This is a genomic window from Flavobacterium sp. 1, assembly GCF_002797935.1.
Lineage (GTDB): Bacteria > Bacteroidota > Bacteroidia > Flavobacteriales > Flavobacteriaceae > Flavobacterium.
This window is the reverse complement of record NZ_PGER01000001.1, coordinates 3,463,383-3,489,606: the sequence shown is the minus strand read 5'-3', so window position 1 is coordinate 3,489,606 and position 26,224 is coordinate 3,463,383. Positions and strand designations below refer to the sequence as shown.

At 32.1% G+C, this 26,224-nt stretch carries 24 protein-coding genes and 1 tRNA gene; 12 read left to right on the top strand and 13 right to left on the bottom strand.

The features are described from left to right. Positions 1-94: 94 nt before the first annotated feature. The 3 genes from rpsB to rplM all read right to left on the bottom strand — a co-directional run bounded on the left by rpsB (position 95) and on the right by rplM (position 1,904). The gene (rpsB, locus tag CLU83_RS14045) at positions 95-889 is read right to left on the bottom strand and encodes a 30S ribosomal protein S2 (protein WP_100432189.1); all 795 of its coding nucleotides are present in this window, start codon (positions 887-889) and stop codon (positions 95-97) included. 173 nt (positions 890-1,062) lie between these two features. Continuing rightward, positions 1,063-1,449: a 30S ribosomal protein S9 gene (rpsI, locus tag CLU83_RS14040; protein WP_100432188.1), complete on the bottom strand. Its 387-nt coding sequence runs from the start codon at positions 1,447-1,449 to the stop codon at positions 1,063-1,065. Then, entirely contained in the window at positions 1,449-1,904 is a 456-nt protein-coding gene (gene rplM, locus CLU83_RS14035; RefSeq protein ID WP_100432187.1) for a 50S ribosomal protein L13, read from the bottom strand. Before rplM ends, rpsI begins: the two co-directional genes overlap by 1 nt. Before the next feature lie 349 nt (positions 1,905-2,253). Between rplM and CLU83_RS14030 the strand changes: the two genes are divergently transcribed. Next, positions 2,254-3,279 carry a LacI family DNA-binding transcriptional regulator gene (locus CLU83_RS14030; protein WP_100432186.1) on the top strand — a complete coding sequence of 342 codons (1,026 nt, stop codon included), beginning with the start codon at positions 2,254-2,256 and terminating at the stop codon, positions 3,277-3,279. A gap of 76 nt (positions 3,280-3,355) precedes the next feature. Here CLU83_RS14030 and CLU83_RS14025 read toward each other — a convergent pair whose 3' ends face one another. Both CLU83_RS14025 and CLU83_RS14020 read right to left on the bottom strand, forming a co-directional pair. After that, positions 3,356-3,553 (bottom strand): hypothetical protein, encoded by a 198-nt coding sequence (locus CLU83_RS14025; protein WP_100432185.1) that lies wholly within the window; start codon positions 3,551-3,553, stop codon positions 3,356-3,358. Positions 3,554-3,600: 47 nt separating this feature from the next. Further along, positions 3,601-3,759 (bottom strand): hypothetical protein, encoded by a 159-nt coding sequence (locus CLU83_RS14020; protein WP_157802098.1) that lies wholly within the window; start codon positions 3,757-3,759, stop codon positions 3,601-3,603. Positions 3,760-3,949: 190 nt separating this feature from the next. Between CLU83_RS14020 and CLU83_RS14015 the strand changes: the two genes are divergently transcribed. Beyond that, positions 3,950-5,293 (top strand): PQQ-binding-like beta-propeller repeat protein, encoded by a 1,344-nt coding sequence (locus tag CLU83_RS14015; protein ID WP_100432183.1) that lies wholly within the window; start codon positions 3,950-3,952, stop codon positions 5,291-5,293. A 431-nt stretch (positions 5,294-5,724) separates the two neighbouring features. Then, positions 5,725-6,573: an SGNH/GDSL hydrolase family protein gene (locus CLU83_RS14010; protein ID WP_100433742.1), complete on the top strand. Its 849-nt coding sequence runs from the start codon at positions 5,725-5,727 to the stop codon at positions 6,571-6,573. 81 nt (positions 6,574-6,654) lie between these two features. On the opposite strand, the gene CLU83_RS14005 is transcribed toward CLU83_RS14010, so the two are convergent. The 3 genes from CLU83_RS14005 to CLU83_RS13995 form a co-directional block, all read right to left on the bottom strand. Continuing rightward, positions 6,655-7,680 (bottom strand): hypothetical protein, encoded by a 1,026-nt coding sequence (locus tag CLU83_RS14005; RefSeq protein WP_232727113.1) that lies wholly within the window; start codon positions 7,678-7,680, stop codon positions 6,655-6,657. Positions 7,681-7,849: 169 nt separating this feature from the next. Beyond that, positions 7,850-10,714 (bottom strand): DNA polymerase I, encoded by a 2,865-nt coding sequence (gene polA / locus CLU83_RS14000; RefSeq protein ID WP_100432181.1) that lies wholly within the window; start codon positions 10,712-10,714, stop codon positions 7,850-7,852. Positions 10,715-10,773: 59 nt separating this feature from the next. Continuing rightward, positions 10,774-11,343: a hypothetical protein gene (locus tag CLU83_RS13995; RefSeq protein WP_100432180.1), complete on the bottom strand. Its 570-nt coding sequence runs from the start codon at positions 11,341-11,343 to the stop codon at positions 10,774-10,776. A 221-nt stretch (positions 11,344-11,564) separates the two neighbouring features. Between CLU83_RS13995 and CLU83_RS13990 the strand changes: the two genes are divergently transcribed. The 6 genes from CLU83_RS13990 to CLU83_RS13965 all read left to right on the top strand — a co-directional run bounded on the left by CLU83_RS13990 (position 11,565) and on the right by CLU83_RS13965 (position 16,050). Next, positions 11,565-11,753, top strand: coding sequence for a hypothetical protein (locus tag CLU83_RS13990; protein ID WP_100432179.1), 189 nt, complete (start codon positions 11,565-11,567; stop codon positions 11,751-11,753). A 184-nt stretch (positions 11,754-11,937) separates the two neighbouring features. After that, positions 11,938-12,612: a response regulator transcription factor gene (locus CLU83_RS13985; RefSeq protein WP_100432178.1), complete on the top strand. Its 675-nt coding sequence runs from the start codon at positions 11,938-11,940 to the stop codon at positions 12,610-12,612. A 23-nt stretch (positions 12,613-12,635) separates the two neighbouring features. After that, positions 12,636-13,970 (top strand): cell wall metabolism sensor histidine kinase WalK, encoded by a 1,335-nt coding sequence (locus tag CLU83_RS13980; protein WP_232727112.1) that lies wholly within the window; start codon positions 12,636-12,638, stop codon positions 13,968-13,970. Between the two features lie 102 nt (positions 13,971-14,072). Then, positions 14,073-14,270: a hypothetical protein gene (locus tag CLU83_RS13975; protein WP_100432177.1), complete on the top strand. Its 198-nt coding sequence runs from the start codon at positions 14,073-14,075 to the stop codon at positions 14,268-14,270. A 175-nt stretch (positions 14,271-14,445) separates the two neighbouring features. Continuing rightward, positions 14,446-15,681, top strand: coding sequence for a metallophosphoesterase (locus tag CLU83_RS13970; protein WP_100432176.1), 1,236 nt, complete (start codon positions 14,446-14,448; stop codon positions 15,679-15,681). Between the two features lie 72 nt (positions 15,682-15,753). After that, a complete protein-coding gene (locus CLU83_RS13965; RefSeq protein ID WP_100432175.1) occupies positions 15,754-16,050 on the top strand; it encodes a co-chaperone YbbN in 297 nt (98 codons plus the stop codon). A 22-nt stretch (positions 16,051-16,072) separates the two neighbouring features. Here CLU83_RS13965 and CLU83_RS13960 read toward each other — a convergent pair whose 3' ends face one another. Both CLU83_RS13960 and CLU83_RS13955 read right to left on the bottom strand, forming a co-directional pair. After that, positions 16,073-16,711, bottom strand: coding sequence for a polysaccharide deacetylase family protein (locus CLU83_RS13960; protein ID WP_100432174.1), 639 nt, complete (start codon positions 16,709-16,711; stop codon positions 16,073-16,075). Between the two features lie 184 nt (positions 16,712-16,895). After that, on the bottom strand, positions 16,896-20,171 hold the full coding sequence (locus tag CLU83_RS13955) for a DUF2723 domain-containing protein (protein ID WP_100432173.1): 3,276 nt from the start codon (positions 20,169-20,171) through the stop codon (positions 16,896-16,898). Between the two features lie 263 nt (positions 20,172-20,434). On the opposite strand from CLU83_RS13955, the gene CLU83_RS13950 reads away from it, so the two are divergent. Beyond that, positions 20,435-20,505, top strand: a tRNA-Gln gene (locus CLU83_RS13950). A 233-nt stretch (positions 20,506-20,738) separates the two neighbouring features. On the opposite strand, the gene CLU83_RS13945 is transcribed toward CLU83_RS13950, so the two are convergent. Together CLU83_RS13945 and CLU83_RS22685 are read right to left on the bottom strand one after the other, a co-directional pair. Continuing rightward, positions 20,739-21,902 carry a hypothetical protein gene (locus CLU83_RS13945; protein WP_100432172.1) on the bottom strand — a complete coding sequence of 388 codons (1,164 nt, stop codon included), beginning with the start codon at positions 21,900-21,902 and terminating at the stop codon, positions 20,739-20,741. A gap of 74 nt (positions 21,903-21,976) precedes the next feature. Next, complete coding sequence (locus CLU83_RS22685) at positions 21,977-22,099, bottom strand: hypothetical protein (protein ID WP_255410987.1); 123 nt, start codon at positions 22,097-22,099, stop codon at positions 21,977-21,979. Positions 22,100-22,397: 298 nt separating this feature from the next. Here CLU83_RS22685 and CLU83_RS13940 point away from each other — a divergent pair, with 298 nt between their 5' ends. Together CLU83_RS13940 and CLU83_RS13935 are read left to right on the top strand one after the other, a co-directional pair. Next, positions 22,398-23,081: a nucleoid-associated protein gene (locus CLU83_RS13940; RefSeq protein ID WP_100432171.1), complete on the top strand. Its 684-nt coding sequence runs from the start codon at positions 22,398-22,400 to the stop codon at positions 23,079-23,081. A 487-nt stretch (positions 23,082-23,568) separates the two neighbouring features. After that, positions 23,569-24,777, top strand: a complete 1,209-nt coding sequence (locus CLU83_RS13935; protein ID WP_100432170.1) for a hypothetical protein — start codon at positions 23,569-23,571, stop codon at positions 24,775-24,777. 10 nt (positions 24,778-24,787) lie between these two features. On the opposite strand, the gene CLU83_RS13930 is transcribed toward CLU83_RS13935, so the two are convergent. Next, entirely contained in the window at positions 24,788-26,179 is a 1,392-nt protein-coding gene (locus tag CLU83_RS13930) for a phage integrase SAM-like domain-containing protein (RefSeq protein WP_100432169.1), read from the bottom strand. Between the last annotated feature and the right edge of the window lie 45 nt (positions 26,180-26,224).

The window sequence follows — 26,224 nt, the reverse complement described above, 5'->3', positions numbered from 1 at the left end:
TAAATCCCAAATTCCAATTTTATTAAATTACTAACATAATGTTATTAATCTTTTTGGGGAATTTGGAATTTAAAATTGGAATTTAAAATTTGATTTATTCTTCAGTTGCTGGAGCTGCTGGAGCTTCAACTGCTGCAACTTCAGCTACAGGAGCTTCAGTTTCAGCAACAACTTCAGTAGCATCAGTTTCTTTATCAGAAGTTCTGTTTGCAAGACCATCGATAATTGAAGCAGTTACTAAAGATAAAATTTTATCAATTGATTTAGAAGCATCATCATTTGCAGGGATAACATAATCTACTTCACGTGGATCAGAGTTAGTATCAACCATTGCAAAAACTGGAATGTTTAATTTTTGAGCTTCTTTTATTGCGATGTGTTCAGCTTTGATATCTACTACGAACAATGCTGCAGGAAGTCTAGACATATCTGCGATTGAACCTAAGTTTTTCTCTAGTTTAGCACGAAGACGATCAACTTGCAAACGCTCTTTTTTAGAAAGTGTCATGAAAGTACCATCTTTCTTCATTTTATCAATAGTAGCCATTTTTTTAACAGCTTTACGGATAGTTACGAAGTTAGTTAGCATTCCACCAGGCCATCTTTCAGTGATGTAAGGCATGTTTGCGGCTTTTGCTTTATCAGCAACGATGTCTTTTGCTTGTTTTTTGGTAGCAACGAATAATATTTTTCTACCTGATGCAGCGATTTTTTTCAAAGCGTCATTAGCTTCTTCAATTTTTGCTGCAGTTTTATATAGATTGATAATGTGTATACCATTACGCTCCATATAAATGTAAGGAGCCATGTTTGGATCCCATTTTCTAGTCATGTGTCCAAAATGAACACCTGCTTCTAGTAATTCTTTTACTTCTACTTTGTTTGACATTTTTTGTACTAGTTTACGTTCTGTTGATTAGCAATGTATAAATGGCGATTACTCGGCTGTATACATTTAGATGCTAAACTAATTTCCCACCTCGATGGGACAACAACAACATTGTTTTAAATTTTTTAATACATTCTAGGATGTCTTGTCCTAATTGAACAAGACAGGCAATATTAACGTTTAGAGAATTGGAATCTCTTACGAGCTTTCTTCTGACCGAATTTTTTACGTTCAACCATTCTTGGGTCTCTAGTTAATAAACCTTCTGGTTTCAAGATAGCTCTGTTTTCAGCATTTACTTCACACATTACACGTGCTAATGCCATTCTTACAGCTTCTGCTTGTCCAGTTGAACCACCTCCGTAAACGTTTACTTTTACGTCAAAGTTTGATGCGTTTTCTGTCATAGACAATGGTTGCAAAACTTTGTACTGTAAAGTAGCAGTTGGGAAATAAGTTGCGAATGCTTTTTTGTTAACAGTGATTACTCCTGTTCCTTCTGAAACATATACACGTGCAACAGCGGTTTTTCTTCTACCGATTTTGTGAATAACTCCCATTACTTAAGATCGTTTAGGTTAACAGTTCTAGGTTTTTGAGCTCCTTGTTTGTGCTCAGATCCTACAACAACATTTAAATTTCTAAAAAGTTCTGCTCCTAATTTATTTTTAGGCAACATTCCTTTTACAGCTTTCTCTACTAATAATGCAGGGTTTTTTGCTTGCAATACTTTAGCAGTTAAAGTTCTTTGTCCTCCTGGGTAACCTGTGTGACGGATGTATGTTTTTTCATCCAACTTGTTACCTGTAAGGTTGATTTTTTCTGAGTTGATAACAATTACGTTATCTCCACAGTCTACGTGTGGTGTGTAACTTGGTTTGTACTTACCTCTTAAAATCATAGCGACTTTTGAAGCAAGACGTCCTAAGTTATGACCATCAGCGTCTACAACAATCCATTCTTTTGTAGAATTGGCTTTTGTTGCTGAAATTGTCTTGTAGCTTAATGCGTTCACAATAATATATTTTAATTAAACATTCCATCCCCAATAAAGGGGTTGCAAAAGTACAATTAATTATTTTAAATACAAATAGCTTATTTGATTATTTTTTTAGGGAGTTTGTGCTGATAATCAAATATATATTTATAGAATTGAAAATTTGAGGGAGTTTGTGTTTTATTCTTTTGCAATAATTTTGATTGATTTTTTTTTTGATATTGCATTTTTTTTGTACTTTTCCGTTTTATTGAATAAATGCCTCTTTTTTTTTATGTTTTTTAGTAAAAATATAGGTATGTATAGGTAAATACGAATAATTTTCATTTTAAGACTATTAATTTAGTTTAAATACCACCACTCTCCAATGAAAGCAAAAGCAACATTAAAACAAATTGCGAAAGAACTTAATGTCTCGGTTTCTACTGTTTCTAAGGCACTTAATGACAGTCCTGAGATAAGTGAACAAACGAAAGTCAGAATTAAAGAATATGCAAAATTAAAAAACTATAAGCCTAACGTTATTGGTTTGAATCTTAAAAACCGAAAAACCAAAACAATTGGAGTTATTATACCTAATATATTGAACTCATTTTTTGCTAAGGTTTTTAGCGGTATTGAGAAGGTAGCTGATGAGAGAGGTTATAATGTTATTATGTGTATCTCTAATGAGTCGTTAGAAAAAGAGGCTCATACTATGGAGATGCTGAGTAATGGAACTATTGACGGTTTTGTATTGTCTATTTCAGAAGAGGCACAAAAACTGCATGATTACAGCCATTTTAATTCTATAATAAATGATGGTACGCCCATTGTTATGTTTGACAGAACAACAGACGAGGTAGAGTGTGATAAAGTGATTGTTGATGATTTTGATTCGGGTCAAAATGCGACGCAGCACCTGATTGATTTAGGTTGTAAAAACATTGCATTAATTTCTTCTTCAAATAATTTAAGTGTTGGTAAATTAAGAGCTGAGGGATATTTAAAAGCCTTGAAAATAAATAATATAGAAATCAATGAAAAGATTATTATCCGCACAGAATCAGAATCAGACCATGATTTAGCGGAGAAGATTGATGAATTGTATTCTAATAATCTGGTAGACGGCGTTTTTGCATTGGAAGAAAATGATTCGGTTGCGGCTTTAAAAGTTGGAGTAAAGAAAGGGTATAAAATCCCTAAGGATTTAAAAATTATTGGCTTTGCCGATGGAATCCTTGCTTCTAGGAGATTGTCACCCAGTTTAACAACAGTCAGTCAGCATGGAATTGAAATAGGAGAAGAAGCTGTAAGATTATTAATTGATAGATTAGAATCTAAAGAAGAACACAAACCTTTTGAAACTGTTGTTATCAAAACAAAATTAAAAGAAAGAGAATCTACTAAATAAGAATAAAAAAGGCAATCAGATTTTTTCTTGATTGCCTTTTTTAATTTTTAAAAAGTGAGAGCGTTTCTATAAACTCTTATTTGTTCTTTTTACTATTTCCCTTATTCACATTACTATTATATGAATTTGAATTGTATGTTTTTTCAATTTTTTTCACATCGCTGGTTTTAATAGGTTTGTATTTTTCTTTGTGCTGTGAATTTTCTTTCCAAGGATCGTTTCCATCAAAGTCAAAATCATTAAAAGCTCCTATTAATCGAATAGTATTGGGCAAAGTGGCAGTAACCCATTTGCCTCCATTTAGGTAAAAGTATCTTTTAATTACAGGTCAAAACACACATTGGATTCGGCAGTATCTGTATTTCTTTTTACGTCGTGTGCTTTTGCGTGAGCAGGCGGATTTTGAGTACTGACTGCATAGATGCTTATTCCGATAAGAAATGTAAAAAACAAAATAATCGTTTTGATTGTTTTTTGCATAATGAGATTTTTTGGTTGATACATTGATTTAGAAATCAAAAGATTGAAGTTAATAAATTAGGTTTCAAGATTTTCGATTTCTTTAATCAATAATTCCCTCATTCTTAGAATAATTAATAATCGATTTCATTTTTACAAAACTGAAATGAAATTTTATTGTCAAGAGATTGTATTTGAAAAATAACATTGTATGAAATATTCGTATTTAATAGCTGTATTGATAATTCTTTTTGGAATAAATAATTCAATAGTTTTTGGTCAGCAACAAAATGGAGGAACAGTAAGCGCATTTCAAAACCGCGTTTTTAAAGGAGACAATTATAAACCTCTAGGGGATTTGAAATGGGTTTTTAAAACAAACGGAAAAATCTTTTCATCACCAATAGTTCATGATGGAATTGTTTATATAGGCAGTGAAGATGGGAATCTCTACGCTATACATGAAAAAACGGGTAAAATATTTTGGAAATTTAAAACAGGAGGGGCAGTTCATAGCTCGCCGGCAATTTTTAATAATATGGTTTATATAGGCAGTTTTGACGGCTATTATTATGCCATTGATTCCAAAAACGGTCATTTGAAATGGAAATTTAAAACTGGGGGAGAAAAATGGTTTGGCGAAATAAGTTTTTTAGGCTTGAAACCAGTTGATCAGTACATGGATGATTTATGGGATTTCTTTTTGTCTTCTCCAGTTATAAATCCGGACAAACAAAATCCAAGCGTTTTCTTCGGAAGCAGTGATGGGAATGTATATGCGCTGAACGCAAACACAGGTGAGCTGAAATGGAAATTTGAAACAAAAGGATCAATTCACTGCAGTCCTGTCTTGTATAAAAACACATTGTATATTGGTAGTTGGGATGCTAATTTGTATGCATTAGATATCGAAACCGGAAAAGAACACTGGAAATTTGAAACAGGAACGAAAATTGGTTTCAAAGGAATTGAATCTACTGTGGCTATTGCCAATGACATGGTGTACTTTGGAGCTCGTGATCCTTTCTTATTTGCGCTCAATGCCGTGACTGGGAAATTGGTTTGGAAGTATGATGTCGCACATTCTTGGATAATCAGTTCGGCGGTTGTGGATAATGGTGTTGTTTATGTAGGCACTTCAGATACTTTTGCATTACTTGGTTTGGATGCAAAAAGCGGAAAAGAATTGTTTAGGTTTAAAGCAAATGGCTACGTGTATTCTTCTCCGGCAATAGTTGGCGATACAGTTTATTTTGGAGATTTTACGGGTAATTTTTTTGCCGTAAATACAAAGTCTTTGGGTAAGGAATGGAATAGTTTTAGCACAGAAAATAGAAAGTTATTTGCTTCAGAAATACTGAATAATAATTTTATTGATTTTTCGTATGCTGCCAAAGGAGCTGATCTTTCTTTCTATGATATTAACAAAACGGTTATGGATCGATTTTATAAATTGGGATCTATTGTTTCTTCTCCGTTTGTCGCCAATAATACAGTTTATTTTGGAAGTGCAGATGGTAATTGTTATGCGATTGGATTGCAAAGCAAAAAATAGTTTTGCTGTAAACTTGGTTTGATTAATACCGAGCAAAATTTTTTCGGGATATCCAAAAAGAATAACAAATTATTGAATAAGTCATCCGAAGACTGTAAAAACCTATCCGAAGCAGGCAACAATTTGTCAGAAGATTATAATTGGGTGTCCGAAACATATATCAGGCGTTCCGAAGCATGCAATTGGGAGTCCGAAGCTCGTATCAGGCAGTCCGAAGCACGCATCAGGGCATTATTTTTCCTTCGAATGCCCTATTTTACTGGTCGGAGGACAAAAACAGCAAAAATAGAAGAAATTTGCGATTTGTAGTTTGCAGTTATTATTTTCTATATTTGAAAAAATACTATAAGGCATTTATTAGATCTATTAAAGGATTGGAGAAATGCCAAAATGAAAACATAAAAAGCATAACAAAAAAGATAAATTTAAATATGAAACATATAATTGCAAGTGCCTCTATCTTTTTATTGATAGTTAGTTTTAATGGATTTGCACAACAAGCTGTTCCTAAAGTAAAATTAACAGACAATGAAAAAACACTAAACTCACAATGGAAGAGCAAGCGGGTGGCTTTTCTGGGCGATTCGATGACTGACAAACGCCGTGTTGGAACTGCTTGTGTTTATTGGGAGTATCTAAATGAATTGCTGGGGATGGAACCTTTTGTATATGGCGTCAGTGGAAATCAGTGGAATGACATTTACAAACAATCAGTTAAGCTGCATGAAGAAAAAGGTACGAACGTTGATGCAATACTGATTTTTGCAGGAACGAATGACTATAACCACGACATTCCGTTAGGTGAATTTTTCAGTGAAACAACAAAGCAAACCAACTTCAACGGAAAAGAAGTAACCCGTAAATACCGAACTCCAAACCTGAATGATTCAACCTTTTGCGGACGAATCAATAAAGCGATGTCCTACCTGAAGAACAATTATCCACAGCAGCAAATTGTTATTATGACGCCTATTCACAGGGGGTATGCTAAGTTTAATGAGAAGAATGTACAGCCAGACGAAAACTATGCTAACGGACAAGGATTGTATATTGATTCCTATGTTGATGTATTGAAGCAAGTGGCTTCTTATTGGGCGGTTCCGTTAATCGACCTCTATTCGACAAGTGGTCTGTTTCCAATGGCTGATGTACAATCGCAATACTTTCATGACAAAGATACAGATAGACTGCATCCCAATGCCCTTGGTGATTATCGCTTGGCAAAAACCATTCAATATAAATTATTGGCGTTGCCTGCAGGTTTTGTAATTGATAAGTAAAAAAATCAAGAAGCAAAATTATTATTTCCTTCTGATACGGTAAGAATGGAAATTTGACAAAAAACAACTAAAAAAGGAAATTTAATTTAGGGTGTATCTGAATTTTGGATTTTTATACCTTTTTAATTTTTCAAAGGTAACTAAGAAAGATTCTGTGCAAGCCCTCGACACATGTGGAAAAGAGGGTGTGAATTCAATGCCTTTTTCAGTGTAAATCCAAGTTTCGTCGCCCCACCATATGTCTAAATTGGTCATATCACAAGAATCTTCATCGGTATCTTTTGGTTTTATAAAATGTTGCTCATTATTTATAATTGCATAAAGTTTAGGAGCAAAATATTTCTGTCTGTATTTCACCCAACTGTCAAAATTACTTTCTTTTTCTGTGGTAACGCTTTTGTCAAAAGCAATTATGTTGTCAATCTCATAATTTTTTCCAGTATTCAAATCAATTAAATATCCTTTAGTACCGTTGTCGGGATATGCTCCTCCGCAGTACCAGTCTGAAGATATTTTAAATCCTAGTAAATTGTTGTTTAAAAATGTGAAATCAGTATCAAAACTTATATTTCCTCCTGTGTTATAGTACCAATCAGAAGAACAGTTTAACTGCCTTATGGTATTTTTAATATGTGTTTTTTCTAAAACAGGATTGACTGAATTTTTACTTTTCTCCGAAAAAGTATCTCCTAATCTAAAAAAGGGAGCATCACAATGCTTTTCGGTGTACCAAATAATTTCTTTGTTTTTGTAAATAGTAACTTTTTGTTTTTTGAATTCAAGGAATTTTAATTTTATAAGATTTAATTCTTCATCTTCATAATAATCTTTCGGTAAAGTCGATTTATAATTGGAAAAATCAATTGGGGAGAGTTTTACTGGAAATGATTTTCCTTGAGCATTGCTCCATGTTCCTTCAAAATTAGTATTGTCTACTTTTGTAATAACAAATTTTTCGTGAATTGTATCTTGGTGTTTAAAAACAAGAGTAAAAACATTGTTTTTTTTGGTTCCTTCTAAATTAATGTCTTTTAATGAATTTTGATAAAAATAAATTGCATTAGTATTTGGTTCCTCAGCAGCAGAACCAAATACATTTATACTCATATAGATTTTACTTTTTGCTATTGTGCCTTCTAAATAGGTTTCCTCTTGACTCTGACAAAATGCAATTATGGAATGAAATATAAAAAAGATTAAAATTAATTTTTTCATAAAAATGGTTATGTTCTATATGTCAATTACTGCTAACTGCTACTGAATACTGCAGATTTTTTTAATGCGCTTCCAGCCAATTTTTTCCCAAACCAATTTCAACATCTAGCGGAACATCCATCTTAAATGCATTTTCCATTTCGTGTTTAATCATCGGCTGAATTTTGTCTAATTCACTGTTGTGAACATCAAACACAAGCTCATCATGTACTTGCAATAACATCTTCGATTTCCAGTTTTCTGAAACTAATTTTTTGTGGATGTTAATCATCGCAATTTTGATAATATCGGCAGCGGAACCTTGAATTGGTGCGTTTACTGCATTTCGTTCGGCACCGCTTTTGACCATCATATTAGCAGAATTAATATCTTTTAAATAACGTCTTCTTCCTAAAACTGTTTGTACGTAGCCGTGTTCTCTTGCAAAATCAACTTGATTTGACATATAAGATTTTAGTTTTGGATAAGTCGCATAATAAGCATCAATCAACTCAGCGCTTTCTTTTCGCGAAAGCGAAGTTTGATTGCTCAATCCAAAAGCAGAAACACCATAAATGATTCCGAAATTTACGGTTTTGGCATTACTACGCTGTTCTTTAGTCACTTCTTCCAATGGAACGTTGAATACTTTTGCAGCGGTGCTTCTGTGAATATCTTCGTTGTTTTGAAAAGCGGCAATCATATTTTCTTCGCCAGATAAAGCGGCTATAATTCGCAGTTCTATCTGAGAATAATCCGCAGAAACTAAAGTGTAGTTTTCATCACGGGCAATAAATGCTTTACGGATCAATCGTCCTCTTTCGGTACGAATCGGGATGTTTTGCAGGTTTGGATTATTGGAACTCAAACGTCCTGTTGCAGCAACAGTCTGCATATAATCGGTGTGAACGCGGCCTGTTTTTGCGTCAACTTGGTTGGGTAATGCATCAATATAAGTACTTTGCAATTTTACCATTTGTCGCCATTCGAGGATGTCGCGAACAATTTCGTTGTCATTTGCTAAATATGATAAAATTTCTTCGCCTGTGGCATATTGGCCCGTTTTGGTTTTCTTTTGTTTGGCTCCGCCTATTTTTAATTTGTCAAATAAAATATCGCCTAATTGTTTTGGAGAAGCCAAATTGAATTTCTCGCCAGCAGTTTCATAAATTTTTTGTTCCAATGCATTGCTTTCGACTGCCATTTCAATCGACATCGATTTTAAGAAAGGAACGTCCAGATTGATTCCTTCCAATTCCATTGCTGCTAAAACTGGGATTAACGGAATTTCGATTTCGTCAAATAGTTTTTTAGTTTCGGCTTTATCGAGAATCGGACTGAAATTTTGTTTTAATTGAAAAGTAACATCAGCATCTTCTGCGGCATATTCCTTGATGTCTTCCAATGGCACTTCACGCATTGTTTTTTGGCCTTTCCCTTTTTTGCCAATTAAATCTTCAATGGATTTTGGTGAATATTTTAAATAAGTTTCCGATAAAACATCCATATTATGACGCATATCGGGATTGATCAAATAATGTGCAATCATCGTATCGAATAGCTTTCCTTTGATTTGAACACCATAATTTGAAAGAATCTTTAAATCATATTTGACGTTTTGCCCAATTTTCTCGATGTTTTCACTTTCGAAAAAAGGTTTGAATTTGTCAACCAAAACTTGTGCTTCATCTCTATTTTCTGGAAACGGAACATAAAATGCTTTTCCTTTTTCGAAAGAAAATGACATTCCAACCAGTTCGGCATTCAAAGCATCAATTCCTGTGGTTTCGGTATCAAAACAAACCGAAGTTTGGTTCATTAAGTTTTGTAAAAGCAATTTTACAGCAAAATCACCTTGAATGATTTGATAAAAATGTTCTGTATTTTCTAAAGTTGCGTAAAATGAATTAGGTTTTGCTTCACCGCTTTCTTCATCCGAAAAACCGAATAAATCAAATTGGTCTTCATTTGATTTTTTAGCTGGAGCTTTTTTAATTATTTTTTCAGTGCCATTATCGTTATTGTTGCCATTTCCGTTCGTGTCGATTTCGTCATATTCTTTTCCAGTTCCAAAATATTTGTCAAACTGGGCTTTCATTTGACGAAATTCCAATTCCTGAAACAACGCATCGGTTTTTTCTACATCGGGTTTGGATAATTCGTAATCCGTTTCATTGAATGTCACAGGACAATCGAGCAGTATAGTGGCTAATTTTTTAGACAAAATTCCCAACTCGGCATTGGCTTCAATTTTGTCTTTTATAGCACCTTTCAATTGATGAGTATTAACTAATAGATTTTCCATTGAACCGTATTCTGCTAAAAATTTCTTGGCTGTTTTTTCTCCAACGCCCGGTAATCCAGGTATATTATCGGCAGCATCGCCCATCATTCCCAGATAATCAATAACTTGTTCTGGGCGTTCAATTTCGAATCGGGCTAAAACTTCCGGGATTCCCCAAATTTCAATGTCGTTGCCCATTCGAGCAGGTTTATACATGAAGATATTTTCGGAAACCAGTTGGGCAAAATCCTTATCTGGCGTTACCATATAAACTTGGTAGTTTTCTTTTTCGGCCTGTTTTGCAATAGTACCTATTAAATCATCGGCTTCAAAACCGGCAACTTCAATAATTGGAATGTGCATCGCTTTCAATAATTCCTGAATGTATGGAACGGCAATTTTAATAGCTTCGGGAGTTTCGTCACGATGTGCTTTGTATTCTTGGTACATTTCATATCGGTAGGTGCTTCCGCCTTTGTCAAAAGCGACAGCTAAATGGTCTGGTTTTTCCCTTTTGATAACATCCATCAGGGCATTCATAAATCCCATAATGGCCGAAGTATCCATTCCTTTAGAATTGATTCTTGGGTTTTTTATAAAGGCAAAATAACCACGAAATATTAGAGCATAAGCATCAAGAAGGTAAAGGCGTTTTTGTGACATTTTTTGTAATTTGTTTCTTGTGGTAAAAGTAGAAAAATCAAATTACAATATTGTAGTTTTTATTTTTTCGATTCTAGTTCTTTATGTAGTACAATTTCTTTTTTATTGTAGTTGTAATTGATTAAATCGAGCTTGTCAAATAATTCATTTATGTTGTTTATTTTTTCTAAATTATCTTTTAGATCAATATGTCCGTCAATCTCTTTAAAAAAGTAATTGAAGTATTCCTGATTTAGAATATTGGAATTGTCTATTACAAAATAATAATCTAGAAAATCTATTTGCTGAAAAATATTAATTGAAATACAGGAAATTGTAATAAAGTTCAGGTTTTTTACATTCCATTTATCTAAGTAAAGAGTTTTATTTTTTCGAGAATAATAATCCCTTTGAAATGTAGCTTTTAAACCTTTGAAATGATGATTTCCAATTTCGATAATTTCATAATTAAAGTCTTTTTCTTTGTTTTTTGGAATAGGCTTATTATTGTCTAATCTCAAAGCTTCATAAAATAAATAATTGTCATTTGGAGTTTTTGTTATTTGAACAGTAACTTCTTTTTCTCTGTTAATGGATGAAGGGTCTTCTAATTTATAAGTTGCAAAATCTCCTTCTTTTAATTCTTTCATAATTATTGAAATTTAAATGTTAAGATGTAAATTTAAGCATTGGTTTTGAGTTATTAAAATCCATCAAACCAGTTGTGATTAATGAAAAATACGCTCAGAATAGTTGAAGTTAAAATTTTCATAATTAAATCATTTGTAGAATTAATCTTCATTTTGTCTTCATTTTTGGATTATACATTTGACCTATAAAAATAAATTATTAATTCAAAATTTTAGAAATCATGAAAAAAGTATTAATGTTAATCGCTGTATTATTTGGAACCGCTGTAATGGTAAATGCTAAAACACTACCAGCAAAAACTGCTGTGGTAAAAGAGGTCAAAATGACTAAACATCCAAAACATAGAAAAGCTAAAACTGTGAAAAAAACTGCTTCAGCAGAAACAGCAAGTTCTAGTGCAAAAAAATAATTAATGTTTTTGTTTTGTTTTGTATGAGGATGAAAGGAAAACAAAAAGATTAATCGTTTTTATAAGCCAGTTGAGAAATTTACTGGCTTTTTTTGTATTTTTAGGTACGTTAAAATTTCAATAACGGAATATATTTTCTTTTCATTAGTTGTTGCTTTGAATCGTTTTTAAATTATAATTGATTATGAAAATTCTTATTGTTGAAGATAATCCAGAATTGGCTTTTGAAGTGAAAGAATATCTTTTGGGCAGTGGTTATATCTGTAAAATTTCCAAAAACTGTGAAGAGGCTTTGGAGGAAATCAGCAGTAATGACTATGATATAATGCTTCTGGATTTGGGTCTGCCAGACGGAAGCGGTTTTGATGTTTTAAAAGAGATTCGAAAAACGGATTCTAAAGTTGCCGTAATCATCATTACGGCACAAGGAGAACTGGAAGACAGAATAAACGGACTGCAGCTTGGCGCCGATGATTATTTGACAAAACCATTTGCGTTAACTGAGTTGGGCGCTCGTTTATTTGCTATTATTCGGAGAATGCACGGATTTACAGTCAATCAGTTGGATGTTCATGGCTATAGTTTAAAACTGCAGGATTATAAAGTGAGTTATGATGAAATCCCAATCAATCTTACCAAAAAAGAATTTGATATTTTTCAATATTTAGTATTGAACAAAAATCGAGTAATAACACGTTTGCAGCTTACGGAACACATTTGGGGAGATATTCTTGAAGTAAATTCCGATTCGAATTTTATAGATGTTCATGTTCGGAATCTTAGAAAAAAACTGGATAAACATTCCAAAATTGAATGGTTTGAAACCGTTAGAAATGTTGGGTACAGAATAAATGCGTAATTTTAAAACGATAAACTTCTACTATGAAAATCAAGCATCAGCTGGCTATATTTAATGCATTAACACGTTTGTTGCTGATTTTAGTTCTATGGCTGATGCTTCCTGTTTTGGTCGAAAAAGTGGTTTATAATCACATCAATAAAAGTTTGCTGGAGAAAAAGCAAAAATTTATTGAGCATTTAGACAAGGAAGAAATAAATGATTTCATTGTTCGAAACGATACTTCCGAGACTTATGCGAGTTTTTCAACACTGCATAGTGAATTTCTTGTGCTTTCCAGAGTTCCTTCGAACAGCAAAGTAAATCAAACCCTTTTTATCACCGAACCAAGAATAATTGAAGAAGAAAGCAATGATTATAGGATTCTTCAATATTATTTTAAGTACGAAAACACAAATTATCTTTTGGAAATAGGTAACAGTTTAAGTGAAATTAATGATCTTACTTTTGTAATTCGGCTTTTCTTCATAATGGTTTTAATTATAATTGTTGTCATTACTTTTGTGGCTGATACTTTTTATATCGAATATTTATTAAAGCCTTTTTATAAAATCATTGATACTAAAATCCGTCATGTCAATGAACCTGAAGCTTTCGACCATACGCCAATACAATCACATTCTAAGGATTTTCAGGAACTGGATACAGTTCTGAATCAGATGATGGACAGAATTAGTGAATTGTTTAAAAAAGAAAAACAATTTATAGCCAATGTGTCCCATGAGCTTTTGACTCCAGTGGCATTGTTGAAAAACAAATTTGAAAATTTACTTCAAAACGAGTCTTTAGATGATAATGCAGTAGATAAAATTGTGGGTTCACTGAGTACTTTAGATTTGCTGAAAAAGGTAATTGCCAATTTATTGTTGATTTCGAAAATTGAAAATAATCAATATGAGGCAAATGAAGAGATTGATTTTGAGGCTGTAATTACCGATTTGGTGGCGGATTTGCAGGATAGAATTGAAGACAAGGAATTGACTTTTCATAAAAATCTGGAGTATCATTTTAGTTTTAGAGGAAATAAAACGCTGATGCATATTCTCTTTTATAATTTAATTGTCAATGCGGTTAAATACAATAAATCTTTTGGTACAATTGAAATTAGCGATGGTTTTTTGAATGGTAATTATTTTTTGTCTATCTCTGATTCGGGTATTGGAATGAATGAAAAACAGCTGGGCAATGTTTTTAAGAGGTTTGCCAGAGTAAGTTCAGATCAGGAAGGGCAGGGGTTAGGGCTTGCAATTGTTGAAAGTATTGTTCAATTTCACCATATAACTATTGAGATAACATCGGAAATGAACATTGGAACCACCTTTCGGTTATTGTTTCCTAGTGAGCAAAAACATAATTAAAAGTTAATATTTTAGGGGAGGACAAAACTTCATTTAATCTTCATCTGCCATGCATAGCTTTGTCCTATTAATAAACGAATTATTAATTTAAAATCTAGAAACATGAAAAATTTATTGATGGTTTTGGCAGTGGCTTTAGGAACAACAGTTATGGTAAGTGCACAAACTGCACCAGCTCAAACTGCACCAGCTAAAGAAGTAAAAGCAACTAAAAAAGAAGCAAAAAAAGACAAAAAAGCACACAAAGCAGAAGCAACCAAAACTGCAGCTACTGCTGAATCAGCAACTCCAAAAAAATAATGGTTTTTTAGTAAATGATTCATTGGATTATTTACTAAAAAAGCATTAAAAGTTGGTTTTAATAGACGGAAAGGGGAGATAAAGAAATTTACTCCCCTTTTTTGCGTTAAAATTATGATAATATAAAACCTTAACGTTTTCATTAGTTGTTACTTTGTGTAAAATTTTTTAAATAATGATTCTACGTTTATTTTTTTTAGGAGCTGTTCTTTTTATTATTGAGCTTTATGCATTTCAGGCTGTCAAAACTTTGATTAAATTGAAATGGATGCTGATTTCTTATCAAATAATAAGCCTTTTGCTTTTTACGTTTATCCTTTATTCTTTCACACAATTTGACCGTTCGGTTGGACAAACTAAGCAGACTATGTTTACCATGGGGTTATTGCTTGTACTATATGTCCCGAAAATTGTAACGATGATTGTTCTTTTGGGTGAAGATGTATTTCGTGTTGCCGCTGGGGCAATTAATTATTTTATTGACAATAACAGTAAAGCTGACTTTTTGCCTTCTAGACGAAAATTTGTCAGCCAAGTTGGTTTAGGGTTAGCTGCTATTCCTTTTTTGTCTTTAATTTATGGAATATTTGAAGGGAAATATAATTTTAAAGTCATAAAACAAGCGGTACATTTTCCAGATTTGCCTGATGCTTTTGATGGTTTTACAATTACTCAAATCTCAGATGTGCACAGCGGCAGTTTTGATAATCCTGAAAAAATCAATTATGCCATTGATTTGGTTAATGAACAAAATTCGGATTTGATTTTATTTACAGGTGATATTGTGAATACGCATGCGAAAGAAATGCATCCGTGGATTGAAACTTTTAGCAGAATCAAAAAACACGAATACGGAAAGTATTCAGTTCTAGGGAATCATGATTATGGAGAATATGTTACTTGGCCTACCCAATCCGACAAGGATAAAAACTTTGAAGACATAAAAAAATTATATGGACAAATAGGATTTACATTGTTGTTGAACGAGCATACTTTTATCGAAAAAGAGGGTCATAAAATTGCATTAGTCGGTGTTGAAAACTGGGGTAAAAATTTCAAGCAGGCTGGTGATTTAAAGAAAGCTTCTCAGAATTTGACCAAAGATGATTTTAAAATTTTAATGAGCCATGACCCTAGCCATTGGAATGAAGTGGTACAGCATGACGAAAAGCACTTTCAGCTAACACTTTCCGGGCATACTCACGGAATGCAGTTTGGGATTGAAATTCCAGGTTTTTTCAAATGGAGTTTGGCACAATATGTGTATAAACAATGGGCGGGATTATATGAAAACTTAGGGAGGTACGTTTATGTAAATAGAGGTTTCGGATTTCATGCCTATCCTGGCAGAGTTGGAATTATGCCTGAGATTACAGTAATTCAACTAATAAAAGGTGAAAAATTAGCATAATTGGTTTAAAATGCTAAATTTGTAAACTAATATCTCATTTTGAAAGTAATAAAAATTTAATATTTTGGTTTTATGTCAAAATTTGGAGAACTTATAAATGCTCAAGTTCCTGTGTTAATTGATTTTTACACAGATTGGAACGAACCGTCACTATCGATGCATCCTGTTATAAAAGATGTTGCGGCGGCGCTTGGAGATAAAGTAAAAGTAATTATGATTGATGTAGATAAAAATCAGGAATTAGCTGGTGCTTTGCGTATAAAAGGACTGCCAACTTTGATGATTTACAAGGAAGGCATGATGATCTGGAGACAATCTGGTGAGCTTGATGCTAATACCTTAATTGGAATTGTACAGGAACAGTTATAATTTGGAATATAATCTTTGATTTTTAATGGATTGTATCAAATGTAAAACCCTTTTCTTTTAGAACTTTTAATGACTGAGGGAGTACGTATTCTAAGTTTTTGTATCCTTTTATGCTGTCATGAAAAATGATAATACTTCCTGAAACTGCATTTTGAAGTACATTTTCCAGACATTTTTCTGGTGTTATGGTTTGGTCAAAATCGGCACTGAGAACGTCCCACATTATTATTTTATATCCTAGATCCCGCAATTTTTTGGATTGTGATTTTTTTATTTTGCCATAAGGCGGCCGAAAGAGCTTGTTATTTACTGTGCTTAATTTGCTGATTTCATCTTGGCACAGAAAAGTGTTCTTTAAATAATCATCTGTATTTGTTTTCCATCCGTTAAAATGATTAAAAGTGTGATTTCCTATCGCATGTCCATTATTGATTACTTTATTGAATAAATCCGGATTGTTTTTTATATTCTTCCCAATGCAAAAAAAAGTTGCTTTTGCCTGATGCTTTTTTAGTTCTTCCAGCACCCATTCTGTTACATCAGGGGTTGGTCCATCGTCAAAAGTGAGATAGATTTTATTTTCTGTATTGGGAATGTTCCAAACATAATTGGAGAATATTTTTTTTATAAATATAGCTGTCTTAATCCAATAGAATTTCATATATAGATTATGTTTAAATTTTGTAGATATAGTATCGCAATGATTAGCTTTGTTAGTGGTATTTGTATTTAGAACTATGGCAATTTCATAATTCAATACTACAATTAAATTCAGTTTTAAACAAAGAAAATGTAGTGCATTTTAGTTACACTACATTTTTATTGATTTTATTTATATCAGATTTTTATTCTTTTTTACGTCCAAATCTAGCAAAAATTTCGATATAAGTATTGAATGTTTTTTTGCTGGAATTATAATATTCAATGTCGTTGCTTTCCTGCATTACAGTCAGCAGGCTTCTGTATCTTTCAATAGCGGTAATGATTTCAATGCTTACATCAGACTGTTCAGAAGGAATTAATTTGGCATAATAATTAAGTTCTTCTTTGTATTTGCCCATTAGTTTTTCCAGTAAATCATGAGCTTTTGCTTTTTCACCAACATCATAATATCCTTTAGCAAATGGTTCAACTAAGGAGTAATATCCAAATTTTTCCAAAGGCATTTTTGTCATTGCCAATTCAATGATTTTTTTTGCTTTATCCGTTTTCCCTTCGGCGGAGAGCTGTTTCATCAGTCTGGCTAAATTCATTCGGTAGGTAAGACTTTCTCTGCGGGTTTCAGGGTCGTGATATATTTTGTTGCTGTCGCTGTTGCCCCAATCCCATGCCATTACTTTGGCATACATATTGTCGGTATCAATTCGTCCCATGTCCATTTGACCAGAATCTTTATCGAATGCAGTTTTTATTGGAACTAATTTATAAACCATACCTTCTAATTGAAGGTAATCTTTCATCCATAAATAATCTTCAGCGTCAAATGCACCTCCGCTAAAATATACTGGTCTTTTCCAATTGTTATTGTTAATAAGATCCAGCATCATCAGTCGGTTTTTGTAGATAGCGTTTCCTTTGATGTCAATTTCAATATAAGGAACAATAGAATCGTATAATTTTGGATTGACGACCTTGTTTTTTATAATGTTGGCTTTATTAATAGGAATTCTGATTTTGTTGGTTGGATAGAAATGTATGGTTTGACCATTTTGCATCTCTACAGTGGATCTTGGATCTTTTATGAATTTTATAAAAGCACTTAGATCCCAACGGCTTTCTGTTTTTTCAATGTGTGCTACATAATCAAGTTTATCTCCCACATATTCATTGTGTTTAAATGAAATTGGTAAGGCATTAGACTGATATGCTTTTCTCTTCATTTGATCAATATACCAGTCGGTCATGAATAAGCTTGTATTGACAATTTTAATATCGGTACGGATGCCTTCTATCTCTTGAGCATACCAAAGAGGGAAGGTGTCGTTATCTCCAATAGTAAATAAAATAGCATTCGGATCACAGGACTCTAAGTAGGCTTTTGCCATTGCAGTTGCTGTATGTTTTCCTGAACGGTCGTGATCATCCCAGTTTTGATAAGCCATTAATACAGGCGCTGCCAATAATGATGCTCCTATAAATACTGGACCAGCAATTTTTGGAGAAAGGTATTTCTGAAAACTTTCGTATAATGAATATACACCAAAACCAATCCAAATGGCAAATACGTAAAATGATCCTACTAAAGCATAATCTCTTTCGCGCGGTTCAAACGGTCTTTCGTTTAAGTAAATCTTCAATGCAATTCCCATAAAAAGGAAAAGTGCTACTAGTACATAAAAGCTTTTTCTGTCTTTGCTCGCATGATACATAATTCCAATTAAACCAAGTATAAAAGGTAAGAAGAAATAAACATTTCGGCCTTTGTTGTTTATGGCATCAGCGGGTAAATTATCTTGAGAAATTAAGTGTAAATTATCGATAAACGGTATACCGCTTATCCAGTTTCCGTCAAGATAATCATATCTTCCTTGTTCATCGTTTTGTCTTCCAACAAAATTCCACATTAAATACCTCCAATACATATAGCCAAATTGGTATTCAAACATAAAGCTGAAATTATCGGCAGTAGTAGGTTTGTCTATGATTAAATAGTCTTTATAGTGGCTTAAGAAGGAAACATAACCTTCGTTGTCGATTTGTTTTTGAGCATAAGCCTGTCTAAACTCACTTACAGTTTTTTCAGTTTCGTTTCTTAGCTGCGCTATTGCTTTGTTGTAATCTTCCTCACTTAATTTATTTGGATCTAATCCGTATTTTACAAGATCTTCTTCATAAGGATAGTCTGGGTTTATTCTAAATGCTGGCGGATGCGTGAAGTTTATATAGTTTTCAATATGTTCAGTACTCCACATTCTTGGCAAAATAGTTTTCTGGCTATCATCCGAGTTTTGTTCGGCATTTTTATAATTATTTACAATTACATATTTGCCAGTTTTGTAATCTCTCTCATAATTGGGAGCTTTGTCTAAATAAGGAGTTTTTGAATCCAAACCTACAAAAGCTTCTGTGTACTGAGGTCCGTAGAACAAAGGATTTACTCCGTATTGTTCTCTGTTGTAGTAGGCTAAAACTTCTGCAGCATCAGATGGCTTGTTTTCATTGATAACAGTTTCAGAATTGGCACGAATCGGCAGCATCAGCCAGGTTGAGAATCCGATAAGAATAAAAAGAATACAAAGAATAAGTGTATTATAGTGTACTAATCCTTTTTTGCGGGTGTAATTCAGTCCAAAATAGAAGAAAGCGATTAGAAGAAGCGTTACAAAAATGGTTCCGGAATTGAAAGGCAATCCCATTGAATTGACCATGAAAACTTCGGTTTTACCAAAGAATGCCATTGTTAACGGCAGTAATAATTTGAATATGAAAAGTAAAACAGAAACAACTACAATGTTTGCAATGATGAAGTTTTTAACGGTTACTACTTTGTAATTTTTGAAAAAATATAAAAACCCAATTGCAGGAATAGTTAATAAGGCCATAAAGTGTACTCCAAATGATAATCCAACTACAAGTGAAATTAACAATAACCATTTATGACCTCTGGGAGTGTCCATGTCTTGTTCCCAACGCAAGCCTAGCCATAAAAGCAGAGAAATTAATAAGCTGGCCATTGCATACACTTCGGCTTCCACCGCATTAAACCAAAAACTGTCCGAAAAAGTATAAGCGAGGGATCCTACTAAAGAACTTCCAAGTATTACAACGGAATTATTGCTGTTGATTTCAGAATACTGACTTATTATTTTTTTTAAAATGATACTCGATGACCAAAACATAAATAATATCGTAAAAGCACTGGAAAATACAGAAGTCATGTTTACCATCAATGCGATATGTTCTTTGTTTATGGCAAACATTGCAAAGAAAGCACCAATCATTTGGAATAATGGAGCTCCAGGCGGATGTCCAACTTCCAGTTTTGCTGCAGTCGCGATATATTCTCCACAATCCCAAAAGCTCATGGTAGGTTCAACAGTAAGTGTATAAGTTATTAATGCGATTGAAAAGGCAAACCAACCTGTAATGGTATTCCATTTGTTGAAATTGAATGATGTCATATACTGTATCTTCTGTTTTTTTATCTATTTTAAAAAGTGTTACAAAGAAAATGTTTTTTTTTATAAACTTAAGTCGCATTATTATAATTTTATTGAAAATAATCGTTTTCTTAAATGCTTTGTGTTTCAGTATTTTAATCAGATTTTGATTTTAAAATTGAAATTTGTTTCATTTTTTTTGAAGAAAAAGCTAAAAAAAATTTGCACAACTAGGAATTTGTTCTAAATTTGCACTCGCTAAGCAAGAATGCTGGTAAAAATGCTGGTCTATGGTGTAATGGTAACACAACTGTTTTTGGTGCAGTCTTTCTAGGTTCGAGTCCTAGTAGACCAACTAGTAAATTAAGAAAACCCCATAAACATAACGTTTACGGGGTTTATTTTTTTAACCACGTAGTAAATCACGTAGTAATTTAGTGATGTGAATTGAAATATTATGATGTTTTATAGAGGGATTGGTTTGAAAAGTTTTGCACCCCGTTTAGTTATGCTGAGTTGAACATAGCTAATGCTAATAAACGTTTACATATCTTCATGTTTGATAATTGGTCACATTTATGGTTAAATTTAATAACCGAAAAGATTAATTTTATATTGATTTCTTAGATAATTAGTAGGAGTATAAGAAAATTGATGTTTAATGTTATTCTTTCCATCTATAATTCCATGATCAAATTGAGTTTCGAAGATCAATTTTAATATATCATCTTGTATTTCTTCAATAAATGTTTTGTAGTAAATTGGATTAAAAAAAATATTATTTGTATGAGCCGCAATGATCATTGTTATATCAGATTTTAAATTGTTTCGCTGTCGAAGTTGTTTAACTAAATTTTCATATAAAAGCTTATCTTCTTTGAAATAACTAATTATGAAATAGGTTTTGTTTTCCTTTTTCTTAGGAAGTAAAGTCACAAATATATTTTCCATTCTGTCGTCAGAATGTGGAATAGGGTTGCCTTCAAAATCAAAATCCAAATAAAATGATGAGGATACTGCCATTGGATAAAATTGTGATAATTCAAAGACTTCACTTTCAATTGCGAAATAATCTTTATGCCGAATAGCCTTGTCAAAAATCTTTTTATTTTCGATGATATCTATTTCCCATTGATCTCCGAAATTCTTAGAAATTGAGACTTCTCTTTTTTTATGGCATGCGATAACAAATCCTCTATATGCGAATAAAAAATTTTGTTCAGCAGTATTTAAATAAGAAACGGTTTCTATCGGATAAAATATAGAATCGTGAATATTGCAAAAACCTAAAAAAGTTGATGCAAAATTTTTTTGAATTTCGTTACCAATAAGCTTTCCATTTTTACTGATGTAAGAAACAACAATGCCATTCTCAGATATTTCACTTAGAATTCCGTTGTTTTGTATTGAATGAGCAGCACTAACGATTATTTCGCCAAATTTATCAGTTTTGCATGTAGATTTACTTGCTTCCGGGTGCCAACAAATTTTACTTTTTCTAATTCCTCTTTTTATAACCTCTTTTTGGATTATTTCTAACTGATGTGGAGTAATGTCAATTAAGTTAAATTTATCGAAAATAGCGTATGCGAATGGCCCCCTCATGCGGATGTTCGGCAGTTCATTGATTGTATCTATAAATTCATCATAAATAAATGGATTTAATCCTCCCATTCTAAAATCTCGCATAACTTCAAATGTCTTTTTAAAATTTATTTGAGGATTTTCTAAAAAAGATAGATAGTTAACCATAAATTATCATGAATTAATTTAAAAGATTAGGTATTAGGATGTAAGTTTTAATATTTGTTTTTCAATTGCAATTCCTAACATTTGTTTTTTAAATTATCAAGTGTTTGGAATCCAATTTGTTCAAGACATTCTTTTTGATGATTGTCAGGGAAATCTACTAAGGCAAATTCTTCTTCATTACGGTTCAATAGTGTCATTTTCAACTACAGTATGATCTTTATGTTTGTATAAAGAATATTCTCCAGCGACAGTTAATTTTAGTAATTGATTCTCTTCATCATTAGGTTGGATAATTATATTAAAAAAAATAATTCTTTCGATTTTAAACTTGATTTGTGAAATACGGTTTTTCGTATATTTTATTATAAAATATGTATATTCGTTAATTATATTAAATCTAGGATTCTAAAAATTAGACTTTTACAAAGTTGATTTAATAAATCAAAACATAATTAACAATTATGATAATAAAAAGAACTAACCTGTAAATTATTTATGGAAGATAAAATTAATGTAAATCGCTATGTTATCCATTTTTTGGATAAAGAAAAAAATAAAACCACAGCAACGATTGATTATTCTAAAAAAATATCTTACTCGGATAATTTTTCAAAAATATTAGCGGAAAGTTTACATAAATCAATTACAGAAAGTGCATCATTAAAAAATACTAAATTTAAAGAAAATAATACTAATGATTTTTCAACACTATTGAATAATTATTTGGAATTGTCTGATGATGTTGATGATCAGAGTTTTTTAGATTTCTCTAAATCTCTCGATAAATTAAGAGAAGAGATTGAAAGTAAGCCGTTTGCTACTGGCGGATATTATTTGTTTATTGATTATAATATAGGCGTTAACAGGTATATTTCTGTAGTTGTATTAAGGAAAAAGGGCGGGTTAAATGTTATCAAGAAGGATGGAGTTTATACTTTGGATAATACTGAAAATATAAATATTGATAAAATAGCGATGGCATTTCGCCTAAATTTTGGAATTTATTTAAATTTAGAGTCAGAAGTAGATAAGAATAATTATTTAGCCCTTATTACAACCCAACATGATGGGGAGGTTTCTGAATATTTTAGAGATTGGGTAAACCACATTTTATCTTCACTAAATAAGATATATCTCCCAAAGCCTCCTTCGGGTTTTGGGTTATCAGGAAAGAAGTGAAAGTTGTTATACTTTAAAACTTCGGTGATTTTATGTTTAGGTATCATATCACAATTAATTGTATACAAATTTTCCATAATCAATTTGATCTTTAAAGATTAAAACACATGATTCATCATAATATTATACTATTATAATAATCATAACGCCCTTATAATGGGGGGTAGTCTTTGTTTTACCCAGTGTTTATAGGGGTTTAAAAAAAACACTTTGCTTCTTTTTGACTGGAATTTACATTTTGATATTTCAGCTGATTTACACCTTTTTATTTTTTCAGCTGGACCACTAATCAAAAATATATCGAAAATAATCAAAAATTATCACAACAAAAGCATGTAAATCTTATATATACTATATCAGTAAAGATGAAAAATCCCTAGCGCTGTCTAACTAGTGGTGTAGAGACAGCGGGTTGGCTAGGCTAAATTGCAACTAAAGTACAATTACCAATTGTACTGACCATATAAAAAACAACCATATAAAAAAATTGAAAATATTCGTATGTCCGGAAGTAGAAATCATCATTTCGAAGCATTGTGCAGTAACAAAAATAAGAAAAGATTTTACTAGTCACTATCTCTATGTGATATCAAACATTTATGTACGTCCATTTGTGGATAGAAGTGTTGAAGATTCCGATTACGTCTCAATTAATATGCAGCTACTTAGAACAGTGGTCTCTGATTTGAAAGCTGAATCAATTATAAATGACCTTATATATCTTAACATACTTGAGACGGACGGAAAGATAATCAGAGGCAAGAAAAGTAGAGGTTACAAGATAATAGATAAGTGGAAGTTAACCTGGAAACTCCAAGATATGAAAGATCATGAATTGGCAAAGAAATTAACTGGAAAATATGATGATATCAAAGATAATGTTAACAAACATGGTAAAGGATATCAAATTGTTAATCATTGGTTTCAACTATTTGAGATCGATTGTAAGAAGGCAAAAAAATATATAAGTAACCGTTATACTAGGGATCAAGATATGGACAGGTACAATTCAGCATTCTGTAGTATTAATTTATTTGAGAAGGAAATGAAGTTCATTGTTGTTGATGATACATCGAACAGGCTACATTGTAATCTTACTAATATTGATGCTAAACTCCGAAAATTTTTAACCATTGACGATCAAAAACTGGCACAGGTCGATATTCGTAATTCACAGCCGTTGTTTTTGGGAATGTTAATGAGAGGTAATACTATGGTTGAATCAGCTGAGTTAGATAGATATTTGGAACTGGTTTGCTCTGGGCAGTTTTACGAATATATGGCAAAGAAAGTGTCATGTAAGCATTTAAATTTAAAGGACGCACTTATCAGAAAAAAATTCAAGAAAAGTATCTTCTCAGGTGTTCTTTTCGATGTAAATCGAGCGAAATTATCAAAATACGAGTTGTTATTCCAGGAAGAATTCCCGACAATCTTCGGAGTAATAAGACATATGAAAGCTGTAGAATATAATGCATTGGCAATCATGCTTCAAAAGATGGAATCGAAATTCATCTTCGATGCGGTTGCGAAAATTGATTATGAAATAGGTAAGGGTAGAGCGCCATTACTAACTATACATGATTCGGTTGTCTCAACAACAGAGAATATTTATATGGTAGAGCAAATTATGGAACAGTTATTTTTTAGAGAGTATAGTCTAAAACCACAGTTAGAGGTGACAGAATTTAAATAGAAATTAATTATTAGTATTTGTATAAGGAGCAATTCTTTGTATTCAAGACATTTATGAATTGTACTGCTTTGTTCACTAAAGAACTCTTGTCATATCGGTCAATCATTGAATTGGAACTGTTTTTTGGGTGTGTTATAGGCTCAATTACATCATTCGGAATACCGAGTTGCTTCAAATTAGTGATATACGTGCTACGGCAGTCATGTGGGCCGAAAACATCGTGTAATTTTTCTTTTGTAGTAACAGCTTTATTGACTTTGTAGTAATATTTTTTTACATCTACTAGATTTTCAAATTTTAAATGTTTAAGGAATTTGGTGATGTATTTTCTAATGTTTGTTTGTGCGGGAAATTCTGGAAAGGAATTACTGTTTTGCTTTAGTAAATCTTTAATTGGCTCAAGAACGGGAATTACAGCTATCAGATCATCTTTGTTTTCTTTGTTTTTTCTGATTTTAGTTGTAAAGCAAAAATACTTCGCCGAATTATGTTTTAAATTTTTAGATTCTACTTCGTGTAAACAAACCATATCGCTTATTCTCAATCCCGTAAAACTTGATATTAAAATATAGTTTCGAGCATGTATGAATTCTTTTGAAAAGCTTACATCAGCATTAAGGATGGTTGTAAGTTGATCAATTGTCAAGACTATTTCGTTTTTTATTTCTCGTTGCTTTATTTCGAAATCTTCATGAAGATGATTAAATCCAATGTTGATATTGTTTTTATAAGCTGCGTTTAAAATGGCTCTGAAATGTTTGTTTTCTTTTGCTATTGTATTATGAGCATAATAATTGCCACTTTCAGTTTTGTAAAGATCATTTATAACTGTGAAAAAGTCTAAAAATTGTTCGCCCGTTAATTTTCCAAATGATAAAACTATATTTCTATGTTTTTCATAATTTTTAATATGATTTTTTAAGTTGGTGTATTGATTTGCGGTGCTTTTAGCAATTCTTTGTTTGGTTGTAATTTCTGCATTCGTTCGTGCTGAAATTCTGTCAGAAATATATTTAGTGATACTAATGTCTATATTTGTGTCTTTACTTGTTCCTAGTTCCTTTTGAATTATGCGTTTTAATTCATTTGGAGTTGGTTTTTTTTTGTGCTCATTTTCGAAAAGCTGTAGTTGCTGGATACTTGTAGTTTTAATTTTGCTAAGTGCATTGTTTAATGCTAAGCCATTTTTTCTAACATGTGTTAAATTACCACAATTATTCTCACTATCCCATTCCTCTTTTTTAATGCTAAATCCAGTTGATAATTTTAATGGTAGATACTTATATTTTTCTGTTTTTACATTGTACTCTCGTTTCCCATAAGACATGTTTAGGAAGATTAAGTGCTCGCCAGTGTTGTTCGGTTTTGATTCCAGAAAAAAAGAATATTTTGGGTTAGTCATAGGTGTAAAAAATAACGTAGTAATTCACGTAGCAAAAGTATGGTA

What these genes read in the sequence shown, in the direction of transcription:
- CLU83_RS13995 (WP_100432180.1), bottom strand. Translation starts at nt 11,343, where the DNA reads ATGAAAGAATTAAAAGAAGGAGATTTTGCAACTTATAAATTAGAAGAC.
- CLU83_RS13980 (WP_232727112.1), top strand. Translation starts at nt 12,636, where the DNA reads ATGAAAATCAAGCATCAGCTGGCTATATTTAATGCATTAACACGTTTG.
- CLU83_RS14005 (WP_232727113.1), bottom strand. Translation starts at nt 7,680, where the DNA reads ATGAGTATAAATGTATTTGGTTCTGCTGCTGAGGAACCAAATACTAAT.
- CLU83_RS13970 (WP_100432176.1), top strand. Translation starts at nt 14,446, where the DNA reads ATGATTCTACGTTTATTTTTTTTAGGAGCTGTTCTTTTTATTATTGAG.
- rpsB (WP_100432189.1), bottom strand. Translation starts at nt 889, where the DNA reads ATGTCAAACAAAGTAGAAGTAAAAGAATTACTAGAAGCAGGTGTTCAT.
- CLU83_RS13940 (WP_100432171.1), top strand. Translation starts at nt 22,398, where the DNA reads ATGGAAGATAAAATTAATGTAAATCGCTATGTTATCCATTTTTTGGAT.
- CLU83_RS13990 (WP_100432179.1), top strand. Translation starts at nt 11,565, where the DNA reads ATGAAAAAAGTATTAATGTTAATCGCTGTATTATTTGGAACCGCTGTA.
- CLU83_RS13960 (WP_100432174.1), bottom strand. Translation starts at nt 16,711, where the DNA reads ATGAAATTCTATTGGATTAAGACAGCTATATTTATAAAAAAAATATTC.
- CLU83_RS13975 (WP_100432177.1), top strand. Translation starts at nt 14,073, where the DNA reads ATGAAAAATTTATTGATGGTTTTGGCAGTGGCTTTAGGAACAACAGTT.
- CLU83_RS13945 (WP_100432172.1), bottom strand. Translation starts at nt 21,902, where the DNA reads ATGGTTAACTATCTATCTTTTTTAGAAAATCCTCAAATAAATTTTAAA.
- polA (WP_100432181.1), bottom strand. Translation starts at nt 10,714, where the DNA reads ATGTCACAAAAACGCCTTTACCTTCTTGATGCTTATGCTCTAATATTT.
- rpsI (WP_100432188.1), bottom strand. Translation starts at nt 1,449, where the DNA reads ATGGGAGTTATTCACAAAATCGGTAGAAGAAAAACCGCTGTTGCACGT.
- CLU83_RS14010 (WP_100433742.1), top strand. Translation starts at nt 5,725, where the DNA reads ATGAAACATATAATTGCAAGTGCCTCTATCTTTTTATTGATAGTTAGT.
- CLU83_RS14030 (WP_100432186.1), top strand. Translation starts at nt 2,254, where the DNA reads ATGAAAGCAAAAGCAACATTAAAACAAATTGCGAAAGAACTTAATGTC.
- CLU83_RS14020 (WP_157802098.1), bottom strand. Translation starts at nt 3,759, where the DNA reads ATGCAAAAAACAATCAAAACGATTATTTTGTTTTTTACATTTCTTATC.
- CLU83_RS13930 (WP_100432169.1), bottom strand. Translation starts at nt 26,179, where the DNA reads ATGACTAACCCAAAATATTCTTTTTTTCTGGAATCAAAACCGAACAAC.
- CLU83_RS13985 (WP_100432178.1), top strand. Translation starts at nt 11,938, where the DNA reads ATGAAAATTCTTATTGTTGAAGATAATCCAGAATTGGCTTTTGAAGTG.
- CLU83_RS14015 (WP_100432183.1), top strand. Translation starts at nt 3,950, where the DNA reads ATGAAATATTCGTATTTAATAGCTGTATTGATAATTCTTTTTGGAATA.
- CLU83_RS13955 (WP_100432173.1), bottom strand. Translation starts at nt 20,171, where the DNA reads ATGACATCATTCAATTTCAACAAATGGAATACCATTACAGGTTGGTTT.
- CLU83_RS22685 (WP_255410987.1), bottom strand. Translation starts at nt 22,099, where the DNA reads ATGACACTATTGAACCGTAATGAAGAAGAATTTGCCTTAGTAGATTTC.
- CLU83_RS13965 (WP_100432175.1), top strand. Translation starts at nt 15,754, where the DNA reads ATGTCAAAATTTGGAGAACTTATAAATGCTCAAGTTCCTGTGTTAATT.